This window comes from Pseudomonas sp. EpS/L25 (assembly GCF_001512295.1).
GTDB lineage: Bacteria > Pseudomonadota > Gammaproteobacteria > Pseudomonadales > Pseudomonadaceae > Chryseomonas.
Genome location: NZ_LNUP01000002.1, coordinates 155,440 through 177,434, shown reverse-complemented (window position 1 = coordinate 177,434; position 21,995 = coordinate 155,440). Strand labels below are relative to the sequence as shown.

17 protein-coding genes are annotated in these 21,995 nt (G+C 67.9%); 7 read left to right on the top strand and 10 right to left on the bottom strand.

The window, feature by feature from the left end; all coding sequences use genetic code 11:
* The first annotated feature begins 26 nt into the window (after nucleotides 1-26).
* From AR540_RS02045 to cobA, 7 genes are all read left to right on the top strand, one after another.
* On the top strand, nucleotides 27-2,060 hold the full coding sequence (locus AR540_RS02045; protein ID WP_236711994.1) for a M13 family metallopeptidase: 2,034 nt from the start codon (nucleotides 27-29) through the stop codon (nucleotides 2,058-2,060).
* Nucleotides 2,061-2,148: 88 nt separating this feature from the next.
* The gene (locus AR540_RS02040; RefSeq protein ID WP_059226192.1) at nucleotides 2,149-3,819 is read left to right on the top strand and encodes a bifunctional protein-serine/threonine kinase/phosphatase; all 1,671 of its coding nucleotides are present in this window, start codon (nucleotides 2,149-2,151) and stop codon (nucleotides 3,817-3,819) included.
* A gap of 205 nt (nucleotides 3,820-4,024) precedes the next feature.
* Nucleotides 4,025-5,269 carry a nitrate regulatory protein gene (locus tag AR540_RS02035; protein ID WP_059226191.1) on the top strand — a complete coding sequence of 415 codons (1,245 nt, stop codon included), beginning with the start codon at nucleotides 4,025-4,027 and terminating at the stop codon, nucleotides 5,267-5,269.
* Between the two features lie 287 nt (nucleotides 5,270-5,556).
* Nucleotides 5,557-6,882 (top strand): CmpA/NrtA family ABC transporter substrate-binding protein, encoded by a 1,326-nt coding sequence (locus AR540_RS02030; RefSeq protein ID WP_059226190.1) that lies wholly within the window; start codon nucleotides 5,557-5,559, stop codon nucleotides 6,880-6,882.
* A gap of 28 nt (nucleotides 6,883-6,910) precedes the next feature.
* Nucleotides 6,911-7,756 (top strand): nitrate ABC transporter permease, encoded by an 846-nt coding sequence (gene ntrB, locus AR540_RS02025; protein WP_059226189.1) that lies wholly within the window; start codon nucleotides 6,911-6,913, stop codon nucleotides 7,754-7,756.
* A gap of 11 nt (nucleotides 7,757-7,767) precedes the next feature.
* The gene (locus tag AR540_RS02020) at nucleotides 7,768-8,568 is read left to right on the top strand and encodes an ABC transporter ATP-binding protein (protein ID WP_059226188.1); all 801 of its coding nucleotides are present in this window, start codon (nucleotides 7,768-7,770) and stop codon (nucleotides 8,566-8,568) included.
* Between the two features lie 241 nt (nucleotides 8,569-8,809).
* A complete protein-coding gene (cobA, locus tag AR540_RS02015) occupies nucleotides 8,810-9,562 on the top strand; it encodes a uroporphyrinogen-III C-methyltransferase (RefSeq protein WP_059226187.1) in 753 nt (250 codons plus the stop codon).
* 250 nt (nucleotides 9,563-9,812) lie between these two features.
* Here cobA and AR540_RS02010 read toward each other — a convergent pair whose 3' ends face one another.
* The 10 genes from AR540_RS02010 to AR540_RS01965 are packed head-to-tail and all read right to left on the bottom strand — an operon-like array spanning nucleotide 9,813 to nucleotide 21,993.
* Nucleotides 9,813-11,225: a lipid II flippase MurJ gene (locus AR540_RS02010; protein WP_059226186.1), complete on the bottom strand. Its 1,413-nt coding sequence runs from the start codon at nucleotides 11,223-11,225 to the stop codon at nucleotides 9,813-9,815.
* An 8-nt stretch (nucleotides 11,226-11,233) separates the two neighbouring features.
* Entirely contained in the window at nucleotides 11,234-12,055 is an 822-nt protein-coding gene (locus AR540_RS02005) for an acyltransferase (RefSeq protein WP_059226185.1), read from the bottom strand.
* Complete coding sequence (locus tag AR540_RS02000; RefSeq protein ID WP_236711993.1) at nucleotides 12,052-13,452, bottom strand: O-antigen ligase family protein; 1,401 nt, start codon at nucleotides 13,450-13,452, stop codon at nucleotides 12,052-12,054. The genes AR540_RS02005 and AR540_RS02000 overlap by 4 nt, the downstream gene beginning before the upstream one ends.
* Complete coding sequence (locus AR540_RS01995) at nucleotides 13,449-14,537, bottom strand: glycosyltransferase family 4 protein (protein WP_059227902.1); 1,089 nt, start codon at nucleotides 14,535-14,537, stop codon at nucleotides 13,449-13,451. Before AR540_RS01995 ends, AR540_RS02000 begins: the two co-directional genes overlap by 4 nt.
* The gene (locus tag AR540_RS01990; protein WP_059226184.1) at nucleotides 14,528-15,763 is read right to left on the bottom strand and encodes a glycosyltransferase family 4 protein; all 1,236 of its coding nucleotides are present in this window, start codon (nucleotides 15,761-15,763) and stop codon (nucleotides 14,528-14,530) included. The genes AR540_RS01995 and AR540_RS01990 overlap by 10 nt, the downstream gene beginning before the upstream one ends.
* A gap of 7 nt (nucleotides 15,764-15,770) precedes the next feature.
* Nucleotides 15,771-17,084: a hypothetical protein gene (locus AR540_RS01985; protein WP_059226183.1), complete on the bottom strand. Its 1,314-nt coding sequence runs from the start codon at nucleotides 17,082-17,084 to the stop codon at nucleotides 15,771-15,773.
* The gene (locus tag AR540_RS01980) at nucleotides 17,071-18,261 is read right to left on the bottom strand and encodes a glycosyltransferase (RefSeq protein ID WP_059226182.1); all 1,191 of its coding nucleotides are present in this window, start codon (nucleotides 18,259-18,261) and stop codon (nucleotides 17,071-17,073) included. The genes AR540_RS01985 and AR540_RS01980 overlap by 14 nt, the downstream gene beginning before the upstream one ends.
* A 2-nt stretch (nucleotides 18,262-18,263) precedes the next feature.
* Nucleotides 18,264-20,267, bottom strand: coding sequence for a GumC family protein (locus AR540_RS01975; RefSeq protein ID WP_059226181.1), 2,004 nt, complete (start codon nucleotides 20,265-20,267; stop codon nucleotides 18,264-18,266).
* A complete protein-coding gene (locus AR540_RS01970) occupies nucleotides 20,264-21,076 on the bottom strand; it encodes a polysaccharide biosynthesis/export family protein (RefSeq protein WP_059226180.1) in 813 nt (270 codons plus the stop codon). Before AR540_RS01970 ends, AR540_RS01975 begins: the two co-directional genes overlap by 4 nt.
* A 5-nt stretch (nucleotides 21,077-21,081) precedes the next feature.
* Nucleotides 21,082-21,993 (bottom strand): glycosyltransferase family 2 protein, encoded by a 912-nt coding sequence (locus AR540_RS01965; protein WP_059226179.1) that lies wholly within the window; start codon nucleotides 21,991-21,993, stop codon nucleotides 21,082-21,084.
* Nucleotides 21,994-21,995: the final 2 nt, after the last annotated feature.

The following is a 21,995-nucleotide window of genomic DNA, read 5'->3' as shown; positions in this document are numbered from 1 at the left end:
TTCTTTTTCTGGAGACGCTTTCTCCCATGCCTGCGTTGAAACCCCTCACCCTCGCCATCGGCCTGCTGCTCGGCAGCCAGGCGCTCGCGGCCCCCGTCTTCGACGTCACCGAACTGGGTGACCCGGCCACCGCCTGTACCGACCTCGACACCTTCGTCAACCAGAAATGGGTCGCGGCCAATCCCATCCCACCGGACAAGTCACGCTGGGGCTCCTTCATGGCGCTGGGCGAAAAATCCCTCAACGACCAGCACGCCATCCTGCAACGCGCCGCCCACGAGGCGGATCGCGCACCGGCAGGCTCGGTGGAGCAGAAGATTGGCTGGCTGTATCGCTCGGGCATGGACGAGGCCGCCATCGAGCGCGCCGGCTATCGGCCGATCCAGGCGCAACTGGCCGCCATCGAACGGCTGCGGACAACCGCCGATGTGGTGCGCTATCTGCAGCAGAGCTTCGCCCGTGGCGACATGCAGGTGTTCTCCTTCGGCTCCGGCGCCGACTACCAGAACGCCAAGCAGCAGATCGCCTATGCCTACCAGGGCGGCCTGGGCCTGCCGACCCCCGATTACTACACGGAAGCCGACTACGCCGAGCTGCGCCAGGCCTATCTGGGTCATATCGCCCGGCTGCTGGTCCTGACCGGCGTACCCAAGGCCCAGGCCACGGCCCAGGCCGAGCTGGTGCTGGCCTTCGAGAGTCGCCTGGCGCGCGCCTCGGTCAAGCCGGTGGAGCTGCGCAATCCGGAAAACCAGTATCACTACCTGAGCTTCGCCGAGGCCAACCAGGTGACGCCGCACTTCGACTGGCAGGCCTTCTTCGCCAGCCAGGGCGTGACCGGCCAGCAGGGTTTCTCGCTATCCCAGCCGGGCTTTTTCGCCGAATTCGATCGCATGCTGGCGGAGACGCCCATCGAGCAGTGGCAGGCCTATCTGCGCGCCCACGTGATCGATGACGCCGCACCCTGGCTGTCCAAGCCCTTCCAGCAGGAGAGCTTCGCCTTCAATCAGCAGACCCTGAGCGGCCAGCAGCAGCAGAGCGACCGCTGGAAGCGCGTGCTGCGCGCGGTCAACGGCGCCATGGGCGAAGGCCTGGGCCAACTCTACGTAAAAGAGCACTTCTCGCCCCAGGCCAAGGCCCGCGCCCAGGAACTGGTGGACAATGTGATGCAGGCGCTCAGGGCGCGCATCGAGAAGCTCGACTGGATGAGCCCGGAGACCAAGCAGAAGGCGCTGGCCAAGTGGGACAGCTTCCTGCCCAAGATCGGCTATCCGGAGCGCTGGCGCGACTGGAGCGGCCTGACGCTCAAACCCCAGGGCTTCTATGCCAACCTGGAGGCCACCTCGCGCTTCAACTATCACCACGACCTGGCCAAGATCGGCAAGCCCACCGACCGCCAGGAATGGGGCATGTACCCGCAGACGGTCAATGCCTACTACAGCTCCACCGACAACACCATCAACTTCCCGGCCGCCATCCTGCAGCCGCCGTTCTTCTATCCGGACGGTGACGATGCCATCAACTACGGCGGCATCGGCGCGGTGATCGGCCACGAGGCCAGCCATGGCTTCGACGACCAGGGCAGCAAGTTCGACGGTGCCGGCAACCAGGTGGACTGGTGGACCTCGGCCGACCGGAAGGCCTTCGAGGCCCGCACCGGCAAGCTGGTCGAGCAATTCGACAACTATCACCCCCTGCCGGACCACCCCGAGCTGCACGTCAACGGCAAGCTCACCCTGGGCGAGAACATCGGTGACCTTGGCGGCATCAATGCCGCCTACGATGCCCTGCAACTGGCGCTGGCCAAGAAGCCGACAGAAGCTGCCCGGAAGATCGACGGCTACACCCAGCAGCAGCGCTTCTTCCTCAACTGGGCGCGGGTGTGGCGCAGCTCGGTACGCGAGGAACAGCTGCGGCTTTCGCTCAACACCGATCCCCATGCGCCCATGAGATTCCGCGCCATCGGGGCGCCGTCCAACATGCCGGCCTTCGCCCAGGCATTCAGCTGCCAGGCCGGCGACGCCATGGTGCGGCCGGCGGACAAGCGCGTGGAAATCTGGTGATGGCGCCGAGCGGACGGGCGGCTGGGCGCCCGGGTAGTGGGTATCGCTTTTGCATCGGCCTGCCTACCCCTGCCCTGGCGCCTCGTCCATGCCCCTAGAACTCGTCACCGCCGAAGCCACCGCGACCGGCCCGCGCAAGGAAAACCAGGATGCCCTGCGCAGCGTCCAGCCCAGTGCGGCCCTGGCGGCGACCAAGGGGCATCTGTTCGCCCTGGCCGATGGCGTCAGTGGCTGCCCGGACGGTGGCCTGGCCGCCCGCGCCACCCTGCAGGCCCTGGCCCAGGATTACTATTCCACTCCGGAAACCTGGCCGGTGGCCCAGGCCCTGGAACGGCTGCTGCTGGCGCAGAATCGCTGGTTGCAGGCCGCCGGCAACGGCCAGCCGCTGCTGACCACCCTGACCGCCCTGGTGATCCGCGGACGGCGTTTTACCTTGGCCCATGTTGGCGATTGCCGCGCCTATCGCTGGCACGGCGGCAAGCTGACCTGCCTCACCGTCGACCACGTCTGGCAGCAGACCGGCATGCAGCATGTGCTGACCCGGGCCCTGGGGCTGGAGACTCACCTGGTAGTGGACTTCCGCGAAGGCGAACTCGAAGCCGGCGAGACCCTGCTGCTGGTGAGCGATGGCGTCTGGGCGGCCCTGGGCGAGGACAGCATGAGGCGCATCCTCGCCGATGGCGTGAGCGACCCGGACGCCACCGCCCAGGCCCTGGTGGCCGGGGCCCTGCATGCCGGTGGCCAGGACAATGCCAGCGCCTTGCTGGTGCGCGTCGACCGGCTGCCCGACGTGTCCCTGGCCGACACCCTGGCCAGCGCGGACACCTGGCCGCCGCTGCCGGCCCTCAAGCCCGGCCAGCGCTTCGAAGGCTGGACGGTGCTGGAGCGGCTCGGCGAGTCGCGCCAGTCGCTGCTCTACCGGGTCCAGGACGAGAACGGTCGCCCCTGGCTGCTCAAGACGCTGCCAGCCAACCTCCAGCACGACACCCTCGCCGGCCATGCCCTGCTGATGGAGGAATGGTTCCTGCGCCGCGTTGCCGGACGCGCCTTCGTCGAGGTGCATCCGCTGCCGCGACGAGCCCACCTCTACTTCGTGCAGCGGGAATATTCCGGCCGCACCCTGGCGCAGCAACTGCGCAGCGAAGGCCCCCTGGCGCTGGCCGACTGGCTGGACGTAGCCTCCCGCCTCTTGCGCGCCCTCGGTCAGTTGCACAGGCGCAACATCCTCCACCGCGACATCAAGCCGGACAACCTGCACCGTGGTCAGGATGGCGAACTGCGCCTGCTGGACTTCGGCCTGGCCTACTGCCCCCAGCTGTCCCAGGACCTGCAGGACACTCCCGGCACGCCGAGCTACCGAGCCCCCGAGTCCTTCGAAGGTGCCATCCCGAGTCCGGCCCAGGATCTCTACGCCGCCGGCGTCACGCTCTACGAGCTGCTCACCGGCAGCTATCCCTATGGCGAAGTCGAGCCCTTCCAGCGACCGCGTTTCGCCACCCCCGCCAGCGTGCTGCGGCGCCGCCCCGATGCGCCGGCGTGGCTGGAGGACTGGCTGCAGCGCGCCGTGGCGGTCGACCCCAGGGATCGCTTCGAGACCGCCGAGGAGGCCCTGCTGCGACTGGAACAGGGCGAGCGGCAACCCGCCGTCCGCGCCCTACCGCTGCTGCACCGCGATCCACTGCGCACCTGGCAGGTGGTCGCCGCCCTGTCGCTGCTCGGCAACCTGGTAATGGTGCTGCTGTGGCTCTATCGCCACTGAGAACCTGTTTGCGATCTTCTGGCCGTCGGCCATACGGCGTTAAAACAGCTTCGGAATGCTCATTTACAACTTGTAGACTGCGCTTCCTCAGCTGTTTTTGCCTTGTCTGGCTCTAGTCCAAGAGATCGTAAACAGGTTCTGAGAAAGCGCGGATTGGAGCAGCTTTTGCAGGCCATTGGCCAGCCTCCTGTCCGAGTCTCGCCCCATGTCCGATCGCCAGATGCCCCCTGCCCTGCGTTTCATGCTTGCGGCCCGCCGTTGCGAACTGCAGCAACTGGAGGGCCTTGCCCTGACCTGCGAGCTGGTGGAGGACGCCAGCGCTCTGGTGCATGACCTGCAACGTGAACGCGGTTTCAGCAATATCCTGCTGGGGACGGGCAGCGATCGCTATTGCAGCGCCCTGCAACAGCATTCGGCGACGACGCGCTGCAGCGAGACGCGCCTGCGCGAATGCCTGGACACCCTCGACGCCAGCGTGGCCCAGGATCGCCCGCGCCTGCTCAACCGTATCGCCTGCGTCCTGCATCTGCTCGATGGCCTGCCCGGCCTGAGGCGCGGCATTCTCGACCGGCGCCTGGGGATGGAAGAGGCCACCACGGCCTTCTCGCACCTGATCGGCGGCTTGCTGGCGGTCATCTTCGAGGCTGCCGACACGGCGAGCGACCCTGGTCTCAGCCGAACCCTGGTGGCGCTGTTCAACTTCATGCAGGGCAAGGAACTGGCGGGCCAGGCCCGGGCGACCGGAGTGGTCGGCTTCGCCCAAGGTCATTTCGATGTCGTCCTGCTGGCCCGTCTCGACGACCTGGACAGTGGCCAGGCCCGTTGCTTCGCCGGCTTCCTCGATCATGCCGATCCCCAGGCCCTGGCGCTCTGGCACGAGGTGCAGGATTGCGCTTCGCGGCAGCAGATCGAACGGCTGCGTGGCGTCGCCCAGCGCACCTCGGCGAGTGCCCAGGTGGAGCCGGCGCTGGCCGAACTCTGGTTCGAACTCAATACCCGCCGCCTGGACGCCATGCAGGCCGTCGCCCAGCACCTGGTACTGGAACTCCGCGCGCGCTGTGCGAAGAGCATCGCCCAGGCCCAGGCGGACCTGGACAGCCATCGCAAGCTGTCCCGGCGCCTGGCCGAACTCGACCGTGAGCCGAGCACGCCGCTGCTGTTCAGCCTGACCGCCAATCCGCTGGCTGAAGCCCGGCCGGGCGAAGGCCAGCCCGGCATCCTCGAGTTGCTGCACGAGCAGACCCGCCGCCTGCACGAGGTGGAGGCGGAACTCCAGGAAAGCCGCCGTTCCCTGGTCGAGCGCAAGCTGCTGGAGCGAGCCAAGCAACAACTCATGCAGCAGCTGCAGCTGCCGGAAGCAGACGCCCACCAGCATCTGCAGCAACTGGCGATGCGCAGCGGCCGACCGTTGCCCGAGCTGGTCCGGCAGTTGCTCGGGCAGGAGCTCTAGCATTATTCAGCATTCAGCGCGGGCCATCTTCGAGCACTAGCCAATCCAGCACCCTCCATGCGCCGCCAGGGCGCACCCAGGCACCGGAACGCCCCGCGACTGTGCGCCCGAGACCGGTAAAAGGTGTGGATCGGCCGGGATTTCGGGCTTGGCACAGTCCCTGCAAAAAGTCCTGTCGAGCGCCTGGCGCTCCCACAGCAATCCCCGGACGAAGGTGTCCACGCTCGCAGCCAAGGCCTGCCGAGAGTGGATGCCTTTTTTTGTGCCCGAGAAATAAGGATAGGACGATGGACGACAGCTCCCGTAACGATGACCAGGCCGGTCGCGGACTCCCCCGCCGCAGTTTTCTCAAGCAGTCGCTCGGCGTACTGGGCGCTGGCGCCGCGCTCACGCTGCTGCCGGCTGGCCTGAGGTCCGCCGCCTGGGCAGCCGGCAGCGATGCCGTGGAGACGCCCAAGGCCAAGCTTGGCTTCATCGCCCTCACCGATGCCGCACCACTGTTCGTCGCCGATGAGCTGGGGCTGTTCGCCAAGTACGGCATGACCGAGGTGGAGGTGCTCAAGCAGTCTTCCTGGGGCACCACCCGCGACAACCTGGTGCTGGGCTCGGCGGCCAATGGCATCGACGGCGCGCACATCCTCACGCCCATGGTCTATCAGTTGGCCGCGGGCAAGATCACGCCCAATGGCCAGCCATTGCCCATGGCGCTGCTGGCACGGCTGAACGTCGACGGCCAGGGGATCTCCCTGTCCAACGACTACAGGGAACAGAATATCGGCCTCGACGCCAGCGGCTTCAAGAGCGCCCTGGCCGCACGCCAGGCCAGCGGCAAGAAGACCTCGGCCGCCATGACCTTCCCCGGCGGCACCCACGACCTCTGGATTCGCTATTGGATGGCGGCCAACGGCATCGATCCGAACAAGGACATCACCACCATGGTGGTGCCCCCGGCGCAGATGGTGGCCAACATGAAGGTGGGCAACATGGACACCTTCTGCGTCGGCGAGCCCTGGAACGCCCAGCTGATCAAGCAGAACATCGGCTACAGCGCCCTGACCACCGGCGAGCTCTGGGCCAATCACCCGGAAAAGGCCCTGGCCCTGCGCGGCGACTACGTCCAGGCCAATCCCAAGGCTACCGTGGCGCTGCTCAAGGCGGTGCTGGAAGCCCAGCAATACTGCGACGTGGCGGCAAACAAGGCGAAGGTCGCCGAGATCTGCGCCAAGCGTCGCTGGATCGGCGCGCCCGCCGAGGACGTGGTCGGCCGCCTGCAGGGCACCTTCGACTACGGCACCGGCCGGGTGGTACAGAACAGTCCGCACCTGATGAAGTTCTGGAACGAACATGCCTCCTTCCCCTACCAGAGCCACGACCTCTGGTTCATCACCGAGAACCAGCGTTGGGGCTATCTGCCCGGTGACCTGGATGCCCAGGGCCTGATCGCCAAGGTCAACCGCTCCGATCTCTGGCGTGAAGCGGCGGCGGCCATCGGCGTCCCGGCCGGCGACATCCCCAGCGGCAACTCGCGCGGCAAGGAAACCTTCTTCGACGGCAAGGTGTTCGATCCCGCCGACCCCAAGGCCTATCTCGCCAGCCTGACGCTCAAGGCCTGACGTCCCCATCCCCCTAGGAGTGCCGCCCATGAACGCCCACACCCGGCCGCCCAAGGCCCTCGCGACCTTTCGCCCGCACACCCGTCTGCGTCGCTTCGGCCAGCAGGTGCTGCGCAACGGCCTGCCCCCGCTGGTGGTGGGCGCCGTGCTGCTGATCGTCTGGCAACTGTTGTGCAGTCGCCCCGGTGCGGCCCTGCCGCCCCCGAGCCAGGTGGTCAGCGACACCTGGGAGCTGATCACCCAGCCCTTCTACGACAACGGCGGCAACGACGTGGGCATGGCCTGGCAACTGCTGGCCAGCCTCGAGCGCGTCGCCTACGGCTACCTGATGGCCGCCGTGGCCGGCATCGCCCTGGGCGTGCTGGTGGGCCAGTGGGCCTGGGCCATGCGCGGCCTCGACCCGCTGTTCCAGGTACTGCGCACCGTGCCGCCGCTGGCCTGGCTGCCGCTGTCCCTGGCCGGCTTCAAGGACAGCCACCCCTCGGCGCTGTTCGTCATCTTCATCACCGCCATCTGGCCAATCATCATCAATACCTCGGTAGGCATCCGCAACATCCCCGAGGATTACCGCAACGTGGCACGGGTCCTGCGCCTGAACGGCTGGGAATACTTCCAGAAGATCATGCTGCCAGCGGCGGCGCCCTACATCTTCTCCGGCCTGCGGATCGGCGTCGGTCTGTCGTGGCTGGCCATCATCGCCGCCGAGATGCTGATCGGTGGCGTGGGCATCGGCTTCTTCATCTGGGATGCCTGGAACGCCTCGCGCATCAGCGACATCATCCTGGCGCTGGTCTACGTGGGCGTCATCGGCTTCCTGCTCGACCGGCTGGTGGCCCTCATCGGCCGCCTGGTCACCCGCGGCACCGCGAACTAGAGGAATTCCCCATGGCCCAGCCTTATCTCAGCATCGAGCAGGTCGACAAGAGCTTCACCCGCAACGGCATGACCTCCACGGTGCTGCGCGACGTCAACCTCAAGATCGAACGCGGCGAGTACATTTCCATCATCGGCCACTCCGGCTGCGGCAAGTCGACGGTGCTCAACATCGTCGCCGGCCTGATCGAACCCACCTCAGGCTCGATCCTGCTGGAGAACCGCGAGGTCCGCGGTCCCGGCCCGGAGCGCAGTCTGGTGTTCCAGAACCACTCGCTGCTGCCCTGGCTGACGGTCTACGAGAACGTCGCCCTGGCGGTGGACAAGGTGTTCAAGGGCACCAAGAGCAAGGCAGAGCGCCAGGCCTGGACGCTGCACAACCTGGAAATGGTCAACATGAGCCATGCCCTGCACAAGCGGCCCAGCGAGATTTCCGGTGGCATGAAGCAGCGGGTCGGCATCGCCCGCGCCCTGGCCATGGAGCCCAAGGTGCTGCTGCTGGACGAGCCCTTCGGCGCCCTGGACGCCCTCACTCGGGCGCATTTGCAGGACGAGGTGATGCGCATCCAGAGCGAACTGCGCAACACCGTCATGATGATCACCCATGACGTGGACGAGGCGGTGCTGCTCTCGGATCGCATCGTGATGATGACCAACGGCCCGGCGGCCACCATCGGCGAGATCCTCACCATCGACCTGCCGCGGCCGCGGGATCGCATCACCCTGGTGGACGATCCGCGCTACAACGGCTATCGCCACGCGGTGCTGAGCTTCCTCTACGAGAAGCACGGCCACCCCGGCGCCGTGGCCTGAGGATTCGCCCCGTTTCGAGGCACCTTGCCTCGAAACGGGGCGATCTTGCTGCCCGCACAGCACGCGAAGCCGCGGTTCGACTCGCACGGGCAACTGGCACGAAGCCTGCAAACCCCCAGACAACATAGGTCTTTCTTCAACGGCGAGGAAAGGCGCTCCAGGACAAAGGCGTCCCAGCTGCATGCAGCGGGACGCCTTTTTTTTGCGTTACAGTCACCCCTGAACACGAGAGGTAACCCCCATGAGCGGGAAAGTCTGGTTGATCGGCGCCGGCCCCGGCGATCCCGAGCTGCTCACCCTCAAGGCCGTGCGCGCCCTGGGCGAGGCCGAGGTGGTGATGATCGACGACCTGGTCAATCCGGCTGTCCTCGAACACTGCCCCGGTGCCCGGGTGATTCGCGTGGGCAAGCGCGGCGGCTGCCGTTCCACGCCCCAGGCCTTCATCCATCGCCTGATGCTGCGTTACGCCCGCCAGGGTCGCTGCGTGGCCCGGCTCAAGGGCGGTGATCCCTGCATCTTCGGCCGCGCCGGCGAGGAAGCCGAATGGCTGGCCGCCCGTGGCGTGCACAGCGAGATCGTCAACGGCATCACCGCCGGCCTCGCCGGTGCCACCGCTTGCGGCATCTCTCTGACCCTGAGGGGCGTGGCCCGCGGCGTGACCCTGGTCACCGCCCACACCCAGGACGACAGCGCGCCCAACTGGAGCGCCCTGGCGGCGACCGGTACCACCCTGGTGGTCTACATGGGCGTCGCTCGCCTGGTCGAAATCCAGCAGGGCCTGTTGGAAGGTGGCCTGGCGCTGACCACTCCGGTGGCCATGATCGAGAACGCCTCCCTGCCCAGCCAGCGCGAATGCCGTTCGACGCTGCAGGACTTGCAGGTGGACGCCGCCCTCTTCCAGCTGAAGAGCCCGGCGATCCTGGTGATCGGCGAGGTGGTGGGCCAGGCGGCGCTGCAGCAGGCGCTGAGCTTCGCCGACCAGGCCAGCGCCTGATTCCTCAGAACCTGTTCACGATCTCGCGAGCTAGAGCCAAACCAGGCGCAACGACCAACGGGAGTAACAGCCAACGGCTGGCCCGCAGGGTGAGCGCCAGCGAATCAAAGGGCTGAGGAAGCGGGTCGGACTCGCGCTCGGGTTCACGCGTGGTAAATGAGCAGTGCGACGGAGCCGCCCAGGCCGGGCTGGCGACCCAGGCCATTTTCAACGCGGTTTGGCCGACGCGCAGCGGATCGTGAACAGGTTCTCAGGCGCGCCAGGGCTTCCAGCGCCAGGCCAGGGCGCCCAGCAGGACCGCCCCGGCCAGGATGCCGAGCGCCAGCAGAGGCAGGCTGGGCAAGGTGCGCCACCAGTCCCCCAGCAACAGCGCCACGCAGAAACTGCAGAAGGCCAGCAGCCCCTGATCGCGCCAGGCGACCTCGGCGAACAGCTCGAGACGCCGCAGCAGACAGGCCGTGGTGGTCAGCAGCCCGAACAAGGCAGCCACGGCGATGCCCACCGTGCCCAGGACACTGGGCAGTACCAGCAGCGCCAGGGCATTGACCAGATTGCCCGCCAACTCGCAGCGCAGCGGCAGGCGGGTATCGCCGCCGGCATAGGCATAGCGGGCCAGCATGGCATTCCAGGCCCCCACCGCCAGGGGCGCCGAAAACCACACCAGCAACAGGGCGAGGCGTTCGCTGCCGGCCTGCGTCGGCAGCAACAGGGCCACCAGCGCCGGCGCCGTGGTGACGATGCCGACCATGGCCGGCACCGTCAGCAGCACGGCGCACTGCAGCCCCACCCGCAGCAGGGCCAGGCGCGCATCCCAGACACGGCCGCTCATCAGCGCCATGAGAATCTGGTTGAGGCTCATCAGGGCCACCAGCGGCAGGTTGATGAGCTTGCGCGCCAGGTTGACCCAGGTCACCACGCCTTCCCCCAGCCAGGACGCCACCATCCGCTCCAACAGCGCCAGGCCATTGCTGGCCAGGGCGCTGGCCAGCAATGGCCCCAGGCGTGTCGCCAGCTCGCGACCGACGGCACCGGGATCCGGCCAGCGCCAGGGCCGCCAGCCTTCGCGCCAGGCCGTGGGCAGCAGCGACAGCGGCATCAGCAGACTGCCGGCCACGCAGCTCCAAGCCAGCTCCTCGACCGAGACGGCACTGCCGCGCAGCAGCAGGCAGGCCACCGGCGGCAGGTTGAACAGCAGCGAGCCGCAACCGGTGAGGAGGTAGCGCTCGCGGGTGAGCGCCGCCACGCCGAACAGGCCATGCAGCAGCAGTCCCGGGAGGCACCAGGCGAGGATCTTCAGCGCCTCGGCGGCCAGTTCCCCCCCCGTCTCGCTGAGACCGGCGCCCACCACGCCGGTCCAGGCGCCGGCGCCCAGGGTCAGCAGCAGGGCCAGCCCAGCGCCCAGCAACAGCATGCTCGGGGCCAGGGCCGCCAGCCACCGCGCGCGGTCGGCCCCGAGGCGCTGCTGATAGAGCGGCAAAGCGGCGTTGCTCAGCAGTCCCGCCGCCAGGGCGGTGCGCAGCGCCTCGGGCAGGAACAGGGCGACCAGGAAGGCGTCGCTGGTCAGGCCCGCGCCCCAGGCGTGCACCAGCAGCCACTCCCGGGCGAAACCCAGGACCAGCCCGGCCAGGGTGGCCAGCGTCAACCAGAGCGTGGAGCCGAACATGGCGATCCTCAATGCAGGAAGGTGAACAGCCCCTTGCCACCCACCCGATAATTCAGTTCATGGGGCCGCTCCCCCATCACCTTGGCGCCGCTGCCGCCGACGATCTTGTAGGGCGGCACCACCTTGGCCACAACGGTATTGGCGGTGACCACGGCGCCACGGCCGATGTGGGAGCCATGGCCGACCAGGGCACGGGAAGCGATCCAGGCATAGTCGTCGATGCGAATGGGCGCCGACACCGACCAGAACTCCGGCGCGGCCAGGTCGTGGCTGCCGGCGATGATCAGCACATGGGAAGCGATGGCGACGTGGTCGCCGATGATCAGCCCGGCGCGAGCGTCCACCTGGCAGTGCCAGGCGATGACACTGTCCGCGCCCATGCGCAGGTTCTCGATGCCGAGCACCTCGGTATTGCGCCAGATCGAGGAACCCTTGCCGATCCTGGCACCACCCAGGCGCAGCCAGGCCAGGCGCACCGTGTGGCTGGGAATCTTGTTGATGAAGATGTTGTAGAGCTGCTCCCAGACCCGCAGGCCGCGATCACGCAGGGTAGCCAGATTGTAGCCATAGAGCGGCACGAAACTGGCGGGCACCAGACGCTTGAGGCGCGCGAACCAGCGTTGCGCCAGGGGATGGGTGATGCGTGGCTCGATGTCCACCGAGCAGATCGAGTAGCGACGGGCCTGGCCCTCGCCTTCTTCGAAGGCCACGTCGTTCGCCAGCATCCACGCCAGCGCCTCGGCCAGCTGGGCTTCGTCCACGCCCAGCGCGCGGGCTTCCTGCGCCAGCTCGGCACGCAGATCCAGGGGTATGGCAACACGATGCTTCATGGTGGGGTCGTCCGTGGCGGGGTTTCGGGGCCGGCGAATTCCGGATGGGCGCGGGCCTGCTGCAGGCTCAGGGCGAGCAGCAGCCAGAACAGCGCGATCAGCACGTTGGTGAAGCTGAAATAGTGATCGAAGAGGCCGGTGAGCAGGGCCGCCGCCACCCCGCAACTGCTGCCCAGCCAGAGGGCATTGTCCCGGGTGACCTGGGGGATGGGCCCGCGCGGCCGGCACTCGTGCCACCAGCGCAGGGTCACCAAGACGAACAGCAGCATGCCGGGAATGCCCATCTTGTAGATGAAGTTGAGCCAGAGGTTGGAGATGCCCAGCAGGCCGCTGCCCGGCACCGGCGGGTCGACCTTGAAGCCGATGCCCAGCGGATAACGGGTCATGACCTCGGGGAAATGGGTGTATTCATCCATCCGCACCTCGGTACTGGCGTTGGTCGCGGAGAACATGGTCGCCAGCCGCTCCTGCAGCGGCGGATAGGCGGCCACCAACAGCACGCCGACCAGGATCGCCAGGCCGATGATGCGACCGCTGTAGGGCACCTTGCGCGAGCTCAGCCAGAGCAACACCAGCGCCAGGGCCAGGATGGCGCCTCGCGAGATGCTCAGCAGCAGGCCGGCGCAGCCCAGCAGTGCCACGGCGAAGCCCAGCCAGCGCCGCCAGCCAGCCTGCGTCCAGCCATAGAACAGTGCCAGGGGAATGAACAGCGCCAGGGCGCCGCCGGTGAGGTTGGGATGGACCCAGGGCGAGGCCATGCGCGTGTAGTTGCCGGAGAAGATGTCCTTGACCGCCTCGGGATGGGCGTACTTCAGGGAGGTGAGCAGCGGCAGCATGCCCATGGCGTTGCGATCCTTGAGGAAGTAGCCGATGGAGACCACCAGCATCAGCAGGTTGCCCAGCAACAGGGCCACCAGCAGCCGATCGCGGGCGCGCTCGTCGGGCAGCAGCAGGGGCACCAGGAACAGCACCGACAGATTCAGCAGCCAGCGCACCCAGTTGACCGGCCCGCTGCCGGGGGCGGCGATGATCACCTGCCCCACCACGAAGGACACGGCACTGAACAGCATCAGCGCCAGCAGGGCCCGCTCGGTCGACAGCCAGCGCCACTGCCGGTCGTAGCGGCCGAGAAAGGCCTGCCACGCCACCCCGAGCCAGGTCATGCCCAACAGCGCCTCGCTCACCGTGGTGCGCACCCCCACTTCCACCGTGGTGTAGGGGATCGCGGTGGCCGTCACGGCGAACAGCAGCAGCCCCAGCAAGGGGTGCTGCAACAGCACCAGCAGCAGGACGAACCCGGCGGCGACGATGACGACCTTGGCCACCGGCAAGAAACACAGCAAGGCGCCGAACAACACGCCGAAGACCAGGGCGACCAGGGTGCCGAGCCGACTCACTGCAGCAATTCCTGCAGCGCCTCGGCCAGGCGTGCGGCGTAGGCCGGACCGGCGAAGCGCGCGAACCAGGCCGGCCCCTGCTCGTCACGGGGCGCCGGCGTAGCCAGCTCCACCATCAGGCGGCTCAGGGCCGGTACGTCGAAGGCATCGAAGCGCGGTGCCCAGGGCGGCGTCACTTCGTCCAGCGACGAGCCCCAGGCGCAGGCCACCGGCGTGCCCATGGCCAGGGCTTCCACCACCGGCAGGCCGAAGCCCTCGGCGTAGGAAGGTTGCCATAGGCGATCGGCGTTGCGGTAGAGGCCCTTGAGCTGGCCTTCGTCGAGGCCGTCCAGGCAGATCAGTCCGGGCAGCCCGCGCAGTTCGGGCGGCAGGTCGACCGCCTGGCCGAGCAGTACCAGGTCCGGCACGGCGGCGACGGCGCGCGCCGCCTGCCAGGCCGCCACCAGCCGGGCGATGTTCTTGCGCGGCTCCCGGGTGCCCACCGCCAGCCAGTAGCCCGGCACCAGCCCGGGTACGTCTGCAGCGGGCTCCGAGGACAGTTCGACCAGATTGGGCAGCAGTCGGATTCGTTGGCTAACCCGTGGAAAAAGCGCGGCGACGTCTGCCGCGGTGAAGGCCGAAGGGGTCCAGATGCGGGTCGCCCTAGCCAGTGAATAGGCGATGGAAGACCGGTCGATCAGGCGATAGGCCTTGGCGCGCCAGGCCGAGGCGTGGCGATTGACCTGGGTCAACTGGAAGAGATCATGGATCAGCACTACCTGGCGCACACCGGGTACGCGCCCCAACGGCAGTCCCATGTTGGCGGTCGCGATGTAGACATCGGGTTTGAGCTGCCGCAGGCGTCCGGGCAGAAAGCCCGCCTCGAAGACCAGGCGCTGCCGCGGTCGGTGCTGACCGAGCAGGGGCATGTCCTGGACCGGTGTCTCCACCTGACCGCGCAGGGGATAACCCACCGGCAGGCAACCGAAGCGGCGCACCGCCACGCCCGGCAACTGCTCCAGGTAGGTTTCCAGCGCCCGGACCTGGCGGCCGATGCCGGAATGGGGCGCGATCAGCGCCGGACGATAATCCAGACCTACGAGCACCTTGCCTTCTCCCATTGCGTCAGGACGTCCGCATAGACGGTTTCCAGCTGGGTGGCCGCGGTTTGCCAGTCGTGCCGGGCACGGGCATAGGTCCGTCCGGCCTCACCCAGGGCCGCCGCTCTGTTCGGCTGGTCGAGCAGGTCCGCCAGGGCCGCGGCCAGGCCGGCCGCGTCGTCCGCCAGCAGCAGCTCCCGTCCCGGCTGAACCCCGAGACCAGAGGCGCCCTGCCGAGTACTGACCACCGCCAGCCCCGCGGCCAGGGCCTCGATCACCTTGAGCTTGGAACCACCACCCTGGCGCAACGGCGCCAGGAAGATCGCCGCCTGCCCCTGGGCATCGCGCAGGTCGGGGACGAAGCCGGACCACTCCAGGCGCAGATCGCTGAAGGTCTGCGGCCAGTGTTCGGGCATGGCATGACCGCAGATCTGCAGGCGCGCCTGCGGAAAGCGCTGCCAGAGCCGCGGCATGATCTCGCGCACCGCCCACTCCACCGCATCCAGATTGGGGGCGTACTCGAAGTTGCCGACGAAGAGCAGGCGCTGGCTGCCGAAATCGGGACTCACGCTGGCGAAGCGGGCGCTGTCCACGGCATTGACCACCACCGGTACCGAACGCCCGGTCACCTGCGCCAGCAACCGCGCATCGTCGTCGGTCACCGCCACCACCTGGTCGGCGGCGCCCAGTACGCGGCGTTCCCAACGCCGGTAGCGCCACTGGTCGTAGTGCACGAAGCCGGCGAGTGCCCGCGGCAGCTGGCCGTAGGTGGCCCCGCCCAGGGCGGATTCCAGGTTGTGCTCCATGAGCACCCAGGGCTGGGCGCGGCTATCGAGCAGCGGCAGATAAGGCTCGCAGCTGTAGCTATGATCGATGTGGACGAGATCCCACGACTGTTCCAGCAACTCGCCGAAGGTCTTCCGGGTGGCCGTGGAGAAGCCATTGACGCTCGCCAAGAGCGGACAGGACGAAAACAGGATGGCGGCCAGCGTCTGCGGATGGCGCAAGGGGCGCCGCGGCAGGATCACCAGGCGCTCCAGCCAGGGTTCGAGGGCGGCGCGGGCCGTGGCGTCTGGCGGTGTCTTGCTCTGCGCCAGCAGGGTGATGCGATGCCCGCGCTGGGCCAGGGCCCGCAGTAGATGGTAGACGCGGGTCTTGCCGCCACTGGATAGCGGCCAGGGCAGATAGGGCAGTACCCAGAGAAGGCGTAACTCGCGGCAGGCGAAGGTCATGGCAGCCTCATTTCCACGTCAGCAGCTGCAAACTGCCCTTGGCCTGGACGTCGACGCCGTCGGCCCCGCTCAGCTCGCGGCTTTCGCCAGTCAGGGGATCGTGCAGCGTCGCCTGGGTGATTCCCGGCAGATGGACTCGCTCCTGCCCGGCCGACCAGAACAGCCAGATCCGGCTGCCGTCGTCGCGGCGCCAGGCGATGCTGTAGAGGTCATCGGGCGCCCCGACCAGGACAGGCGGCGTCTCGGGCAGCAGGCGCGGACCGGTGAGGGTCAGGAACCGCTGCAGGGCCTGGTACACCGGCTTGGGACTGCCATCCAGACGCAGCAGGCCGTAGTGCTGGTCACGGACGCTGGCGCGGCTGTCCAGGTCGCTCAGGGCGAAGAGGAAGATACGGTCGTAGTCCAGGGCGCTCATCAACGCCAGGCGGCGCAGGACGAAGTCCGCCTGCCCCTGTTCGCCGATGATGTCCTGCTCTTCCTTGGGCCCGGGATAGCTCGACCAGCCCCACTCGTCCGCCCAGATCGCCGGCGGCTGGATGGCGCGCAACCGGGCATTGAGCAACTGGGCACGCTCGACGAAGTCGCGAGCCTTGGGATCGTCGCCTTCGGGGTACTGCGAGTACGGGTGGTAGGCGATGACCGTGCCCAGCTGGGCCACCCCGAGCTTGCCCAGGGCCTCGAGCATCAGGCCACCCCGTATCGGCATCTGACTGTAGTAGGCCATGCCCCCCATCACCACCTGGCGGCCAGGCGCCTCGGCACGCAGCGCGGCGGCACTGACCTGCAGCAGTCGGGCGTAGCGTTCCGGATCTTCGAAGGGTTGCCAGAAGCTGGGCAGGTTGGGCTCGTTCCACACCTGCCAGGCCTGCACCGAGGGATAGCGCTGGGCGAACTTCACCAGGCTCGCGGCATAGAGCGCCGGGTCCCGGGGGGGATAGGCGCCGCGATTGGCGATGCCGAACGGACCGCTGCTGGCGAAGTCCGGGCTGCCTACCAGGTACATTTCCGTCTTCAGCTGGCGGGCGCTCATGACCTGGGTCAGTTGATCCAGCTCCGCGGTGCGCAGGCGGCCCTGCTCCGGCTCCATGATGTCCCAGTGCAGGTCGACGCGAGTCCATTCCAGGCCGAGGTCTTGCAGACGGTCCATCTGCCGCTGGTACTGCTCCGGGCTGAACCAGAGAAAGTGCGCGTTGACGCCGAGGAAATCCCGCCAGACCACCGGCCGCGGCCCCTGTAGCCGTTGCTCGGCCAGCCCCTGGGTGGCGCCGAGTAGCGCGAGCACGCAGGCGGCCGCCAAGCCGCCCTTTCTAATGACGCGCATCGGTATGCCCTCGGCTGGCCTGCTCGAATACCTGACGGAAACGCTGGGCGGTGATCCGCCACTGGCGCTCATGACCCAGTCGCGCGGCCCGCTCCGCCCAGGCGTCCAGGCAGGCGGGCTGGTCGACCAACTCGCACAGGCGCCGCGTCAGGGCGGCCACGTCGCCCTGGGGATAGGTGACGCCGTTGCCATGGGACAGCTCCTCGGCGAAGGCGCGGGCGTCGGAGGCGATCACCCCCCGGCCGCAAGCCAGGGCCCAGGACAGTACCCCGCTGGTGCCCCGCTGGGCGCCGAGGATCGCCAGCTTGCGCGACTCCCGGTAGGGCAGCACCAGCAGATGATGGGCCTGGATGGTCGGGGCGATGGCCTCCTGCGGAACGTCCAGCTGCCAGTCCAGGCAGTCGTCCAGGCCGCGGCGACTGGCGCGCTCACGCAGCTCACCCAGGTAATCGCTCTGGGCAGCGAAGGTGATCTCCGGCGCGGTTCCCCCGGCCAGGGTGAGACGGATGCGACCACGCCAGTCGGGGCGCTGGGTCAGCAGCGTGGCGAAGGCGTCCAGCAGATCCTCGATGCCCTTGCCGCGATAGATGAAGCCGAAGTAGAGCAGTCGCAGGGGCTCGCGGGGTGGCAACGGGGCCCAGGGCAGCGAGGCGTTGCCATGGGGTACAGCGGAGACCTTGGCCGGCACCAGGCGTAGACGGCGACGCAGCGCCTCGGCGCCGGTCTCGGTGAGGGTCACCAGTTGCGTCAGACTCGCCGCCAGCGCCCGCTCCTCGCGTAGGGTGAAGGGATCGCCCAGGACGGTGGCCACCTGTGGCCAGGGCGAGCGCTGCTGCATGAGCAGGCTCAGCGGCCAGGGCTGTTGCCGGCGCCGCCACACCAGGCGCTCCGGATCGTGCACGGTGACGGTGATGGGCAGCCGCGGATAGCGCTGGCGCAACCGCAGCAGGGTCTCGTACTCCCGTACCCGGCCGCCGCCCAGCTCGGCATGGACCACGTCCACGCTGAGCCAGTCGAAATCGGTCAGCCGCCGCGCGGGGCGGCCGCCCTGCTCGGGATGGCGCAGCGGGATGAGCACCTCCATCCCCTCCTCCTCCAGGGCCCGCCGGAAATGCACGGCATAGTCGGCGATGCCGTTGCGCTCCTGCGGGAGGGGTGCCAATAGCGCTATTCGCATGCTTACCCCCGGGTCCGGTGCAGGAAATCGAGGAGCCGCGACGGTACCTCGAAGCGGCGGAAGTTGACGATGATGCCGTCGGTGCGCTTGAAGGCGGTGTCGAGCATCGCCAGGGTGCTTTCCAGCATCGGCACGGTACCCGAGCGCGCCCGCACCACCAGGGCGATGAGATCGGCCTGGTGCAGATAGAGGAAGGCCTGGCTGTTGGCGGCGAGGGCCGAGGCCACCAGCAGCACGACCTCGCCCGGCTGCGGCGCCACGACTTCCGGCGGCGCGTCCTGGGCACTGTCGAGCAGGCGAACGCTGAAGCCCTGGTCACGCAGCAGGGCGGCCAGCCGCTCGGCGACGAAGCTGCAACCTTCGCCATGCCGCGCCGAGGTCAGCCCGAGCCTGAGCCCCTGCTCGCGGATCCGCTCCAGCGGCAGTTGACTCAGCAGCCGATAGAGACTGGCGGTGAAGGCCGGGTCGTCGCGCCGTGGATCATCCAGCTCCTGCAGCGTGGTCCACAGCGGTACCCCGAAACGGGCTTGCAACCGCCCGCCATCGTGGATGCGCTGATCGAGCAGGTAGCACAGGTAGATCACCAACAGGCCGACCGCGAGGCCCGCCGGGATGCACAGCAGGATGATCAGCAGACTCTTGGGAAACACCCGGCTGGGATTGAAGGTTGGCTGCTCGATGATGGCGATGTTGCTGATGCGGCTGCTGTCCAGCGCCCGGTCGATCCGTGCCTTTTCCAGGTTGTCGGCGTAGAGCAGGAAATTCTGCTGGGCGACCTGCAGTTCGCGCATGACCCGGCTGATCTCCGGCTCCTCGGCCATCACCTTCTCCAGCTCGGCACGCACGCCGTTGATCTGCAGGTCCTGCTGGGCCAGCTGGGCCTTGAGGCTGGCCAGGCGCACGGTGCCGTCGGCCAGTTGCTGCCTGAGATTGACCACGATGCTGTTGGGTGCCCGGTTGGTGCTGCTCTTGACGTGCTCCGCCTGCTGGTTCACCTGCTGCCGGAGCTCGGCGATGTTCTGGTCGATCTGCTTGAGCGGCTCGGTACCCGGCAGGAACACCCGCAGCAGGCGCTCGCGCTCGACGATCAGGCCATTGAGCTGCCGCTGCAGGTCCAGGCGATCCGGGTTGAGCGTGCTGGATTCCTCGGTGATCACCTGCTGCGGCAGGGCGGCGATCTGCTGCCGGGCGCTGTTCAGGGAGGTCGTGAGACTGGCGATCTCGGCACTGGTCTGGAAACGCTCCGCGGTCATGCGCTGCAGGGCGTTGCTCTGGTCATGCAGGTAGTCCTGCACGCTGCTGCTGCCGATCCGCCCCAGGTAGCCGGCGAGTTGCACCTTGAGTTGCTCCACCCGGCGTCCGGTGCTGGTGGCCTGCTCCTGATAGAAGGCATAGAGGCTCTTGCGCTCCAGACTCGTCGTCCGGGATTCCAGGTAGGCATCCACCCATACCTGGACCAGCCGCTGCGCCACCGCCGGATCGTCCCAGCGTAGGCTGGCGACCATCACCGAGGAGCCCGGCTCGTGGGTGACGCTCAGGCGCTTGATCAATTCGCCCGCCAGACGCTCCGCGGGGCTCTGCGCCTCGGCCAGCCCGAGGCTCTGCAGGACCACGCGCAGGCCGTCCTTTACCGCGTTGAGGGCCTGCTTGAACTGCCACTTGATGGTCTTCCACAGGCCATCGGGCCGGGCGCCGGCACTCAGCTGCAGATAGCTCTCGGCCACCCTGAGCGCGATCGGCCGGCCGGTGAAGAGCTGCTCCTCGTCGAGGATGGGATCGCGCTGGGTGCTGGGCGCCACCAGCGTCTGCCGGTCGCTGGCCTCGATCGGCAAGGTATTGTTCAGACCCGGCTTGACCAGCAGGCGAGCGGTGGATTCGTACTGCCGCGGCAGCAGGAAGGCGCCGAGGATGGCCACCACCACGGTGACGAAGAAGGCCAGGCGGAATTCGCGTCGGAAGATGAAGAACAGGCGCAACAGATCGCGCAGGGAACGGATCTCGATCATTGGCAATTCGCTCCGGCACTGCACACCGTACGGATGTTGGTGTTGCCGCTGTTGCTGACGTCGCTCTGGTTGAGGTCGTAGTTGAGGCCCACGCCGATGCCCTTGTTGATGGGAATCAGGCGGGTGAAGTACATGTCCACCGCCTCCACCGCGTTGCCGATACCCGACTTGGGCACGAAGATCAGATCGCCCCGCTGCAGCGCTACCGGCGGCAGGTTGCCGCTGAGCAGGTCGCTGAAGGCGAAGAAGTAGCGCTGGTAGTGCCCGCTGGCGTCCCGCCGGACCAGGGCGATGTTGCCGCTGTCAGCGCTGGGCAACAGGCCGCCGGCGCCGATCAGGGCCTGTTCCACCGAAGCCTGGCCATTGAGTTCGTAGACCGAGGGATTGTGCACCTCGCCCCCGACGAAGATGCGGTTGCTCGGCGCCACGGCGATGTTCACCGTGACCCGGGGTTCGCGGTAGAGCTGGGTGCCCGCCGCGGTCAGCCGCTGGGACACCTGGTCCGGGGTCAGTCCGGCCACCGCCAGGCGACCGACATAGGGATAGTGGATGTAGCCATCGGGTTGCACCACGAACAGCGTCTGGCGATCCTCCTCCGCCGGACTGCGGGCGTCGCGGGAGATGCGCAGGGTATCGCCCGGCTGCACCAGCACCGGCGGCGTCGGCTGCAGGGCGAGTTGCGCATAGGCGGCATGCCCCGCCTCCAGGGTGCGGGCATCGGGCAGGCCGATCTTGGCCGGGGTGCCGCAGGCGCCCAGCAGCAGGAGCAGAGGCCCGAGCAACAGGCCGCGGAGGAAACGACGCTTCATAGGGATCAGGCCCAGTAGGTGGAAAACATGCTGATGCGCCGCTTCAGCGCATTGGGCAGCAGCCGCTCCCGATGGCCGAGGCGATAGCCGAGCAGCTTGCAGGCGCTGCGCAGCAGGACCTCGGGAATCCGCCAGGGCTTGCCGGCGGCGCGCAGGGCGCGGATCTCCGCCTCGACGAAGCGCCGCCCCTCGCCCGCCGCCCCGCCGAAGGCGGAGGCGATCCAGTCTTCGCGACCGTAGAAGACGCCGATGTCGAAGTAGCGGCGGAATTCCTCCAGCAGCCGGTAGTCGTGGGAATGCCGCACCTGGGCCTCGGCCACGTAGTGCACCGCCCAGCCACGCAGCAGCATGCGCGCCGCGGTATAGGCGTCCTCGCTGCCGATCACGTCGGTGGGAAAACCGCCGGCATCCTTGAGCGCACTGCGGCGATAGGCGGAAAAGGAGTTGGAGCTGAAGCAGGTCTTGACCTTGAGCTGGGGCGCATCGCTGAGGCGCTTGATGCGGCTCTCGACCGGGTAGTTGAAGGCCCGCGCCTGGGCGCCGAGGATGCCGGCGTCAAGGTGCGGCAACTGGCGGCCGTAGGCGACGCCGATGTCCGGCGCGGCGAACAGCCCGTCGCGCAGATTGGCCAGGCAGTCCGGGTCGGCGGGAATGGCGTCCTGGGTGAGGAAGATCAGCACCTCGGCATCCACCTGCCGGCTGGCCCAGCGCCGCGTACCGCCATGGTTGAACTGCTGCGGCTGGATCACCTCGACGCGCGCGCCGAAGGCGCGGAAGCGCTCCGCCGTGGCGTCCTGGGACTGGGTATCGACCACCAGCAATTCGTCGGGTTGCAGGGTCTGGGCGGCCAGGGCCGGCAACAGGCGGTCGAGATAACGCTCGGCATTGCGAGTCGGAATGATCAGCGCGGTCTTCATCA

Excerpts from the sequence above, each read along its gene's own strand:
- AR540_RS01965 (WP_059226179.1), bottom strand. The coding sequence starts at position 21,993 with ATGAAGACCGCGCTGATCATTCCGACTCGCAATGCCGAGCGTTATCTC.
- AR540_RS02010 (WP_059226186.1), bottom strand. The coding sequence starts at position 11,225 with ATGTTCGGCTCCACGCTCTGGTTGACGCTGGCCACCCTGGCCGGGCTG.
- ntrB (WP_059226189.1), top strand. The coding sequence starts at position 6,911 with ATGAACGCCCACACCCGGCCGCCCAAGGCCCTCGCGACCTTTCGCCCG.
- AR540_RS01990 (WP_059226184.1), bottom strand. The coding sequence starts at position 15,763 with ATGACCTTCGCCTGCCGCGAGTTACGCCTTCTCTGGGTACTGCCCTAT.
- AR540_RS02045 (WP_236711994.1), top strand. The coding sequence starts at position 27 with ATGCCTGCGTTGAAACCCCTCACCCTCGCCATCGGCCTGCTGCTCGGC.
- AR540_RS02005 (WP_059226185.1), bottom strand. The coding sequence starts at position 12,055 with ATGAAGCATCGTGTTGCCATACCCCTGGATCTGCGTGCCGAGCTGGCG.
- AR540_RS02020 (WP_059226188.1), top strand. The coding sequence starts at position 7,768 with ATGGCCCAGCCTTATCTCAGCATCGAGCAGGTCGACAAGAGCTTCACC.
- AR540_RS02040 (WP_059226192.1), top strand. The coding sequence starts at position 2,149 with ATGCCCCTAGAACTCGTCACCGCCGAAGCCACCGCGACCGGCCCGCGC.
- cobA (WP_059226187.1), top strand. The coding sequence starts at position 8,810 with ATGAGCGGGAAAGTCTGGTTGATCGGCGCCGGCCCCGGCGATCCCGAG.
- AR540_RS01970 (WP_059226180.1), bottom strand. The coding sequence starts at position 21,076 with ATGAAGCGTCGTTTCCTCCGCGGCCTGTTGCTCGGGCCTCTGCTCCTG.
- AR540_RS01975 (WP_059226181.1), bottom strand. The coding sequence starts at position 20,267 with ATGATCGAGATCCGTTCCCTGCGCGATCTGTTGCGCCTGTTCTTCATC.
- AR540_RS01980 (WP_059226182.1), bottom strand. The coding sequence starts at position 18,261 with ATGCGAATAGCGCTATTGGCACCCCTCCCGCAGGAGCGCAACGGCATC.
- AR540_RS01985 (WP_059226183.1), bottom strand. The coding sequence starts at position 17,084 with ATGCGCGTCATTAGAAAGGGCGGCTTGGCGGCCGCCTGCGTGCTCGCG.
- AR540_RS02035 (WP_059226191.1), top strand. The coding sequence starts at position 4,025 with ATGTCCGATCGCCAGATGCCCCCTGCCCTGCGTTTCATGCTTGCGGCC.
- AR540_RS02030 (WP_059226190.1), top strand. The coding sequence starts at position 5,557 with ATGGACGACAGCTCCCGTAACGATGACCAGGCCGGTCGCGGACTCCCC.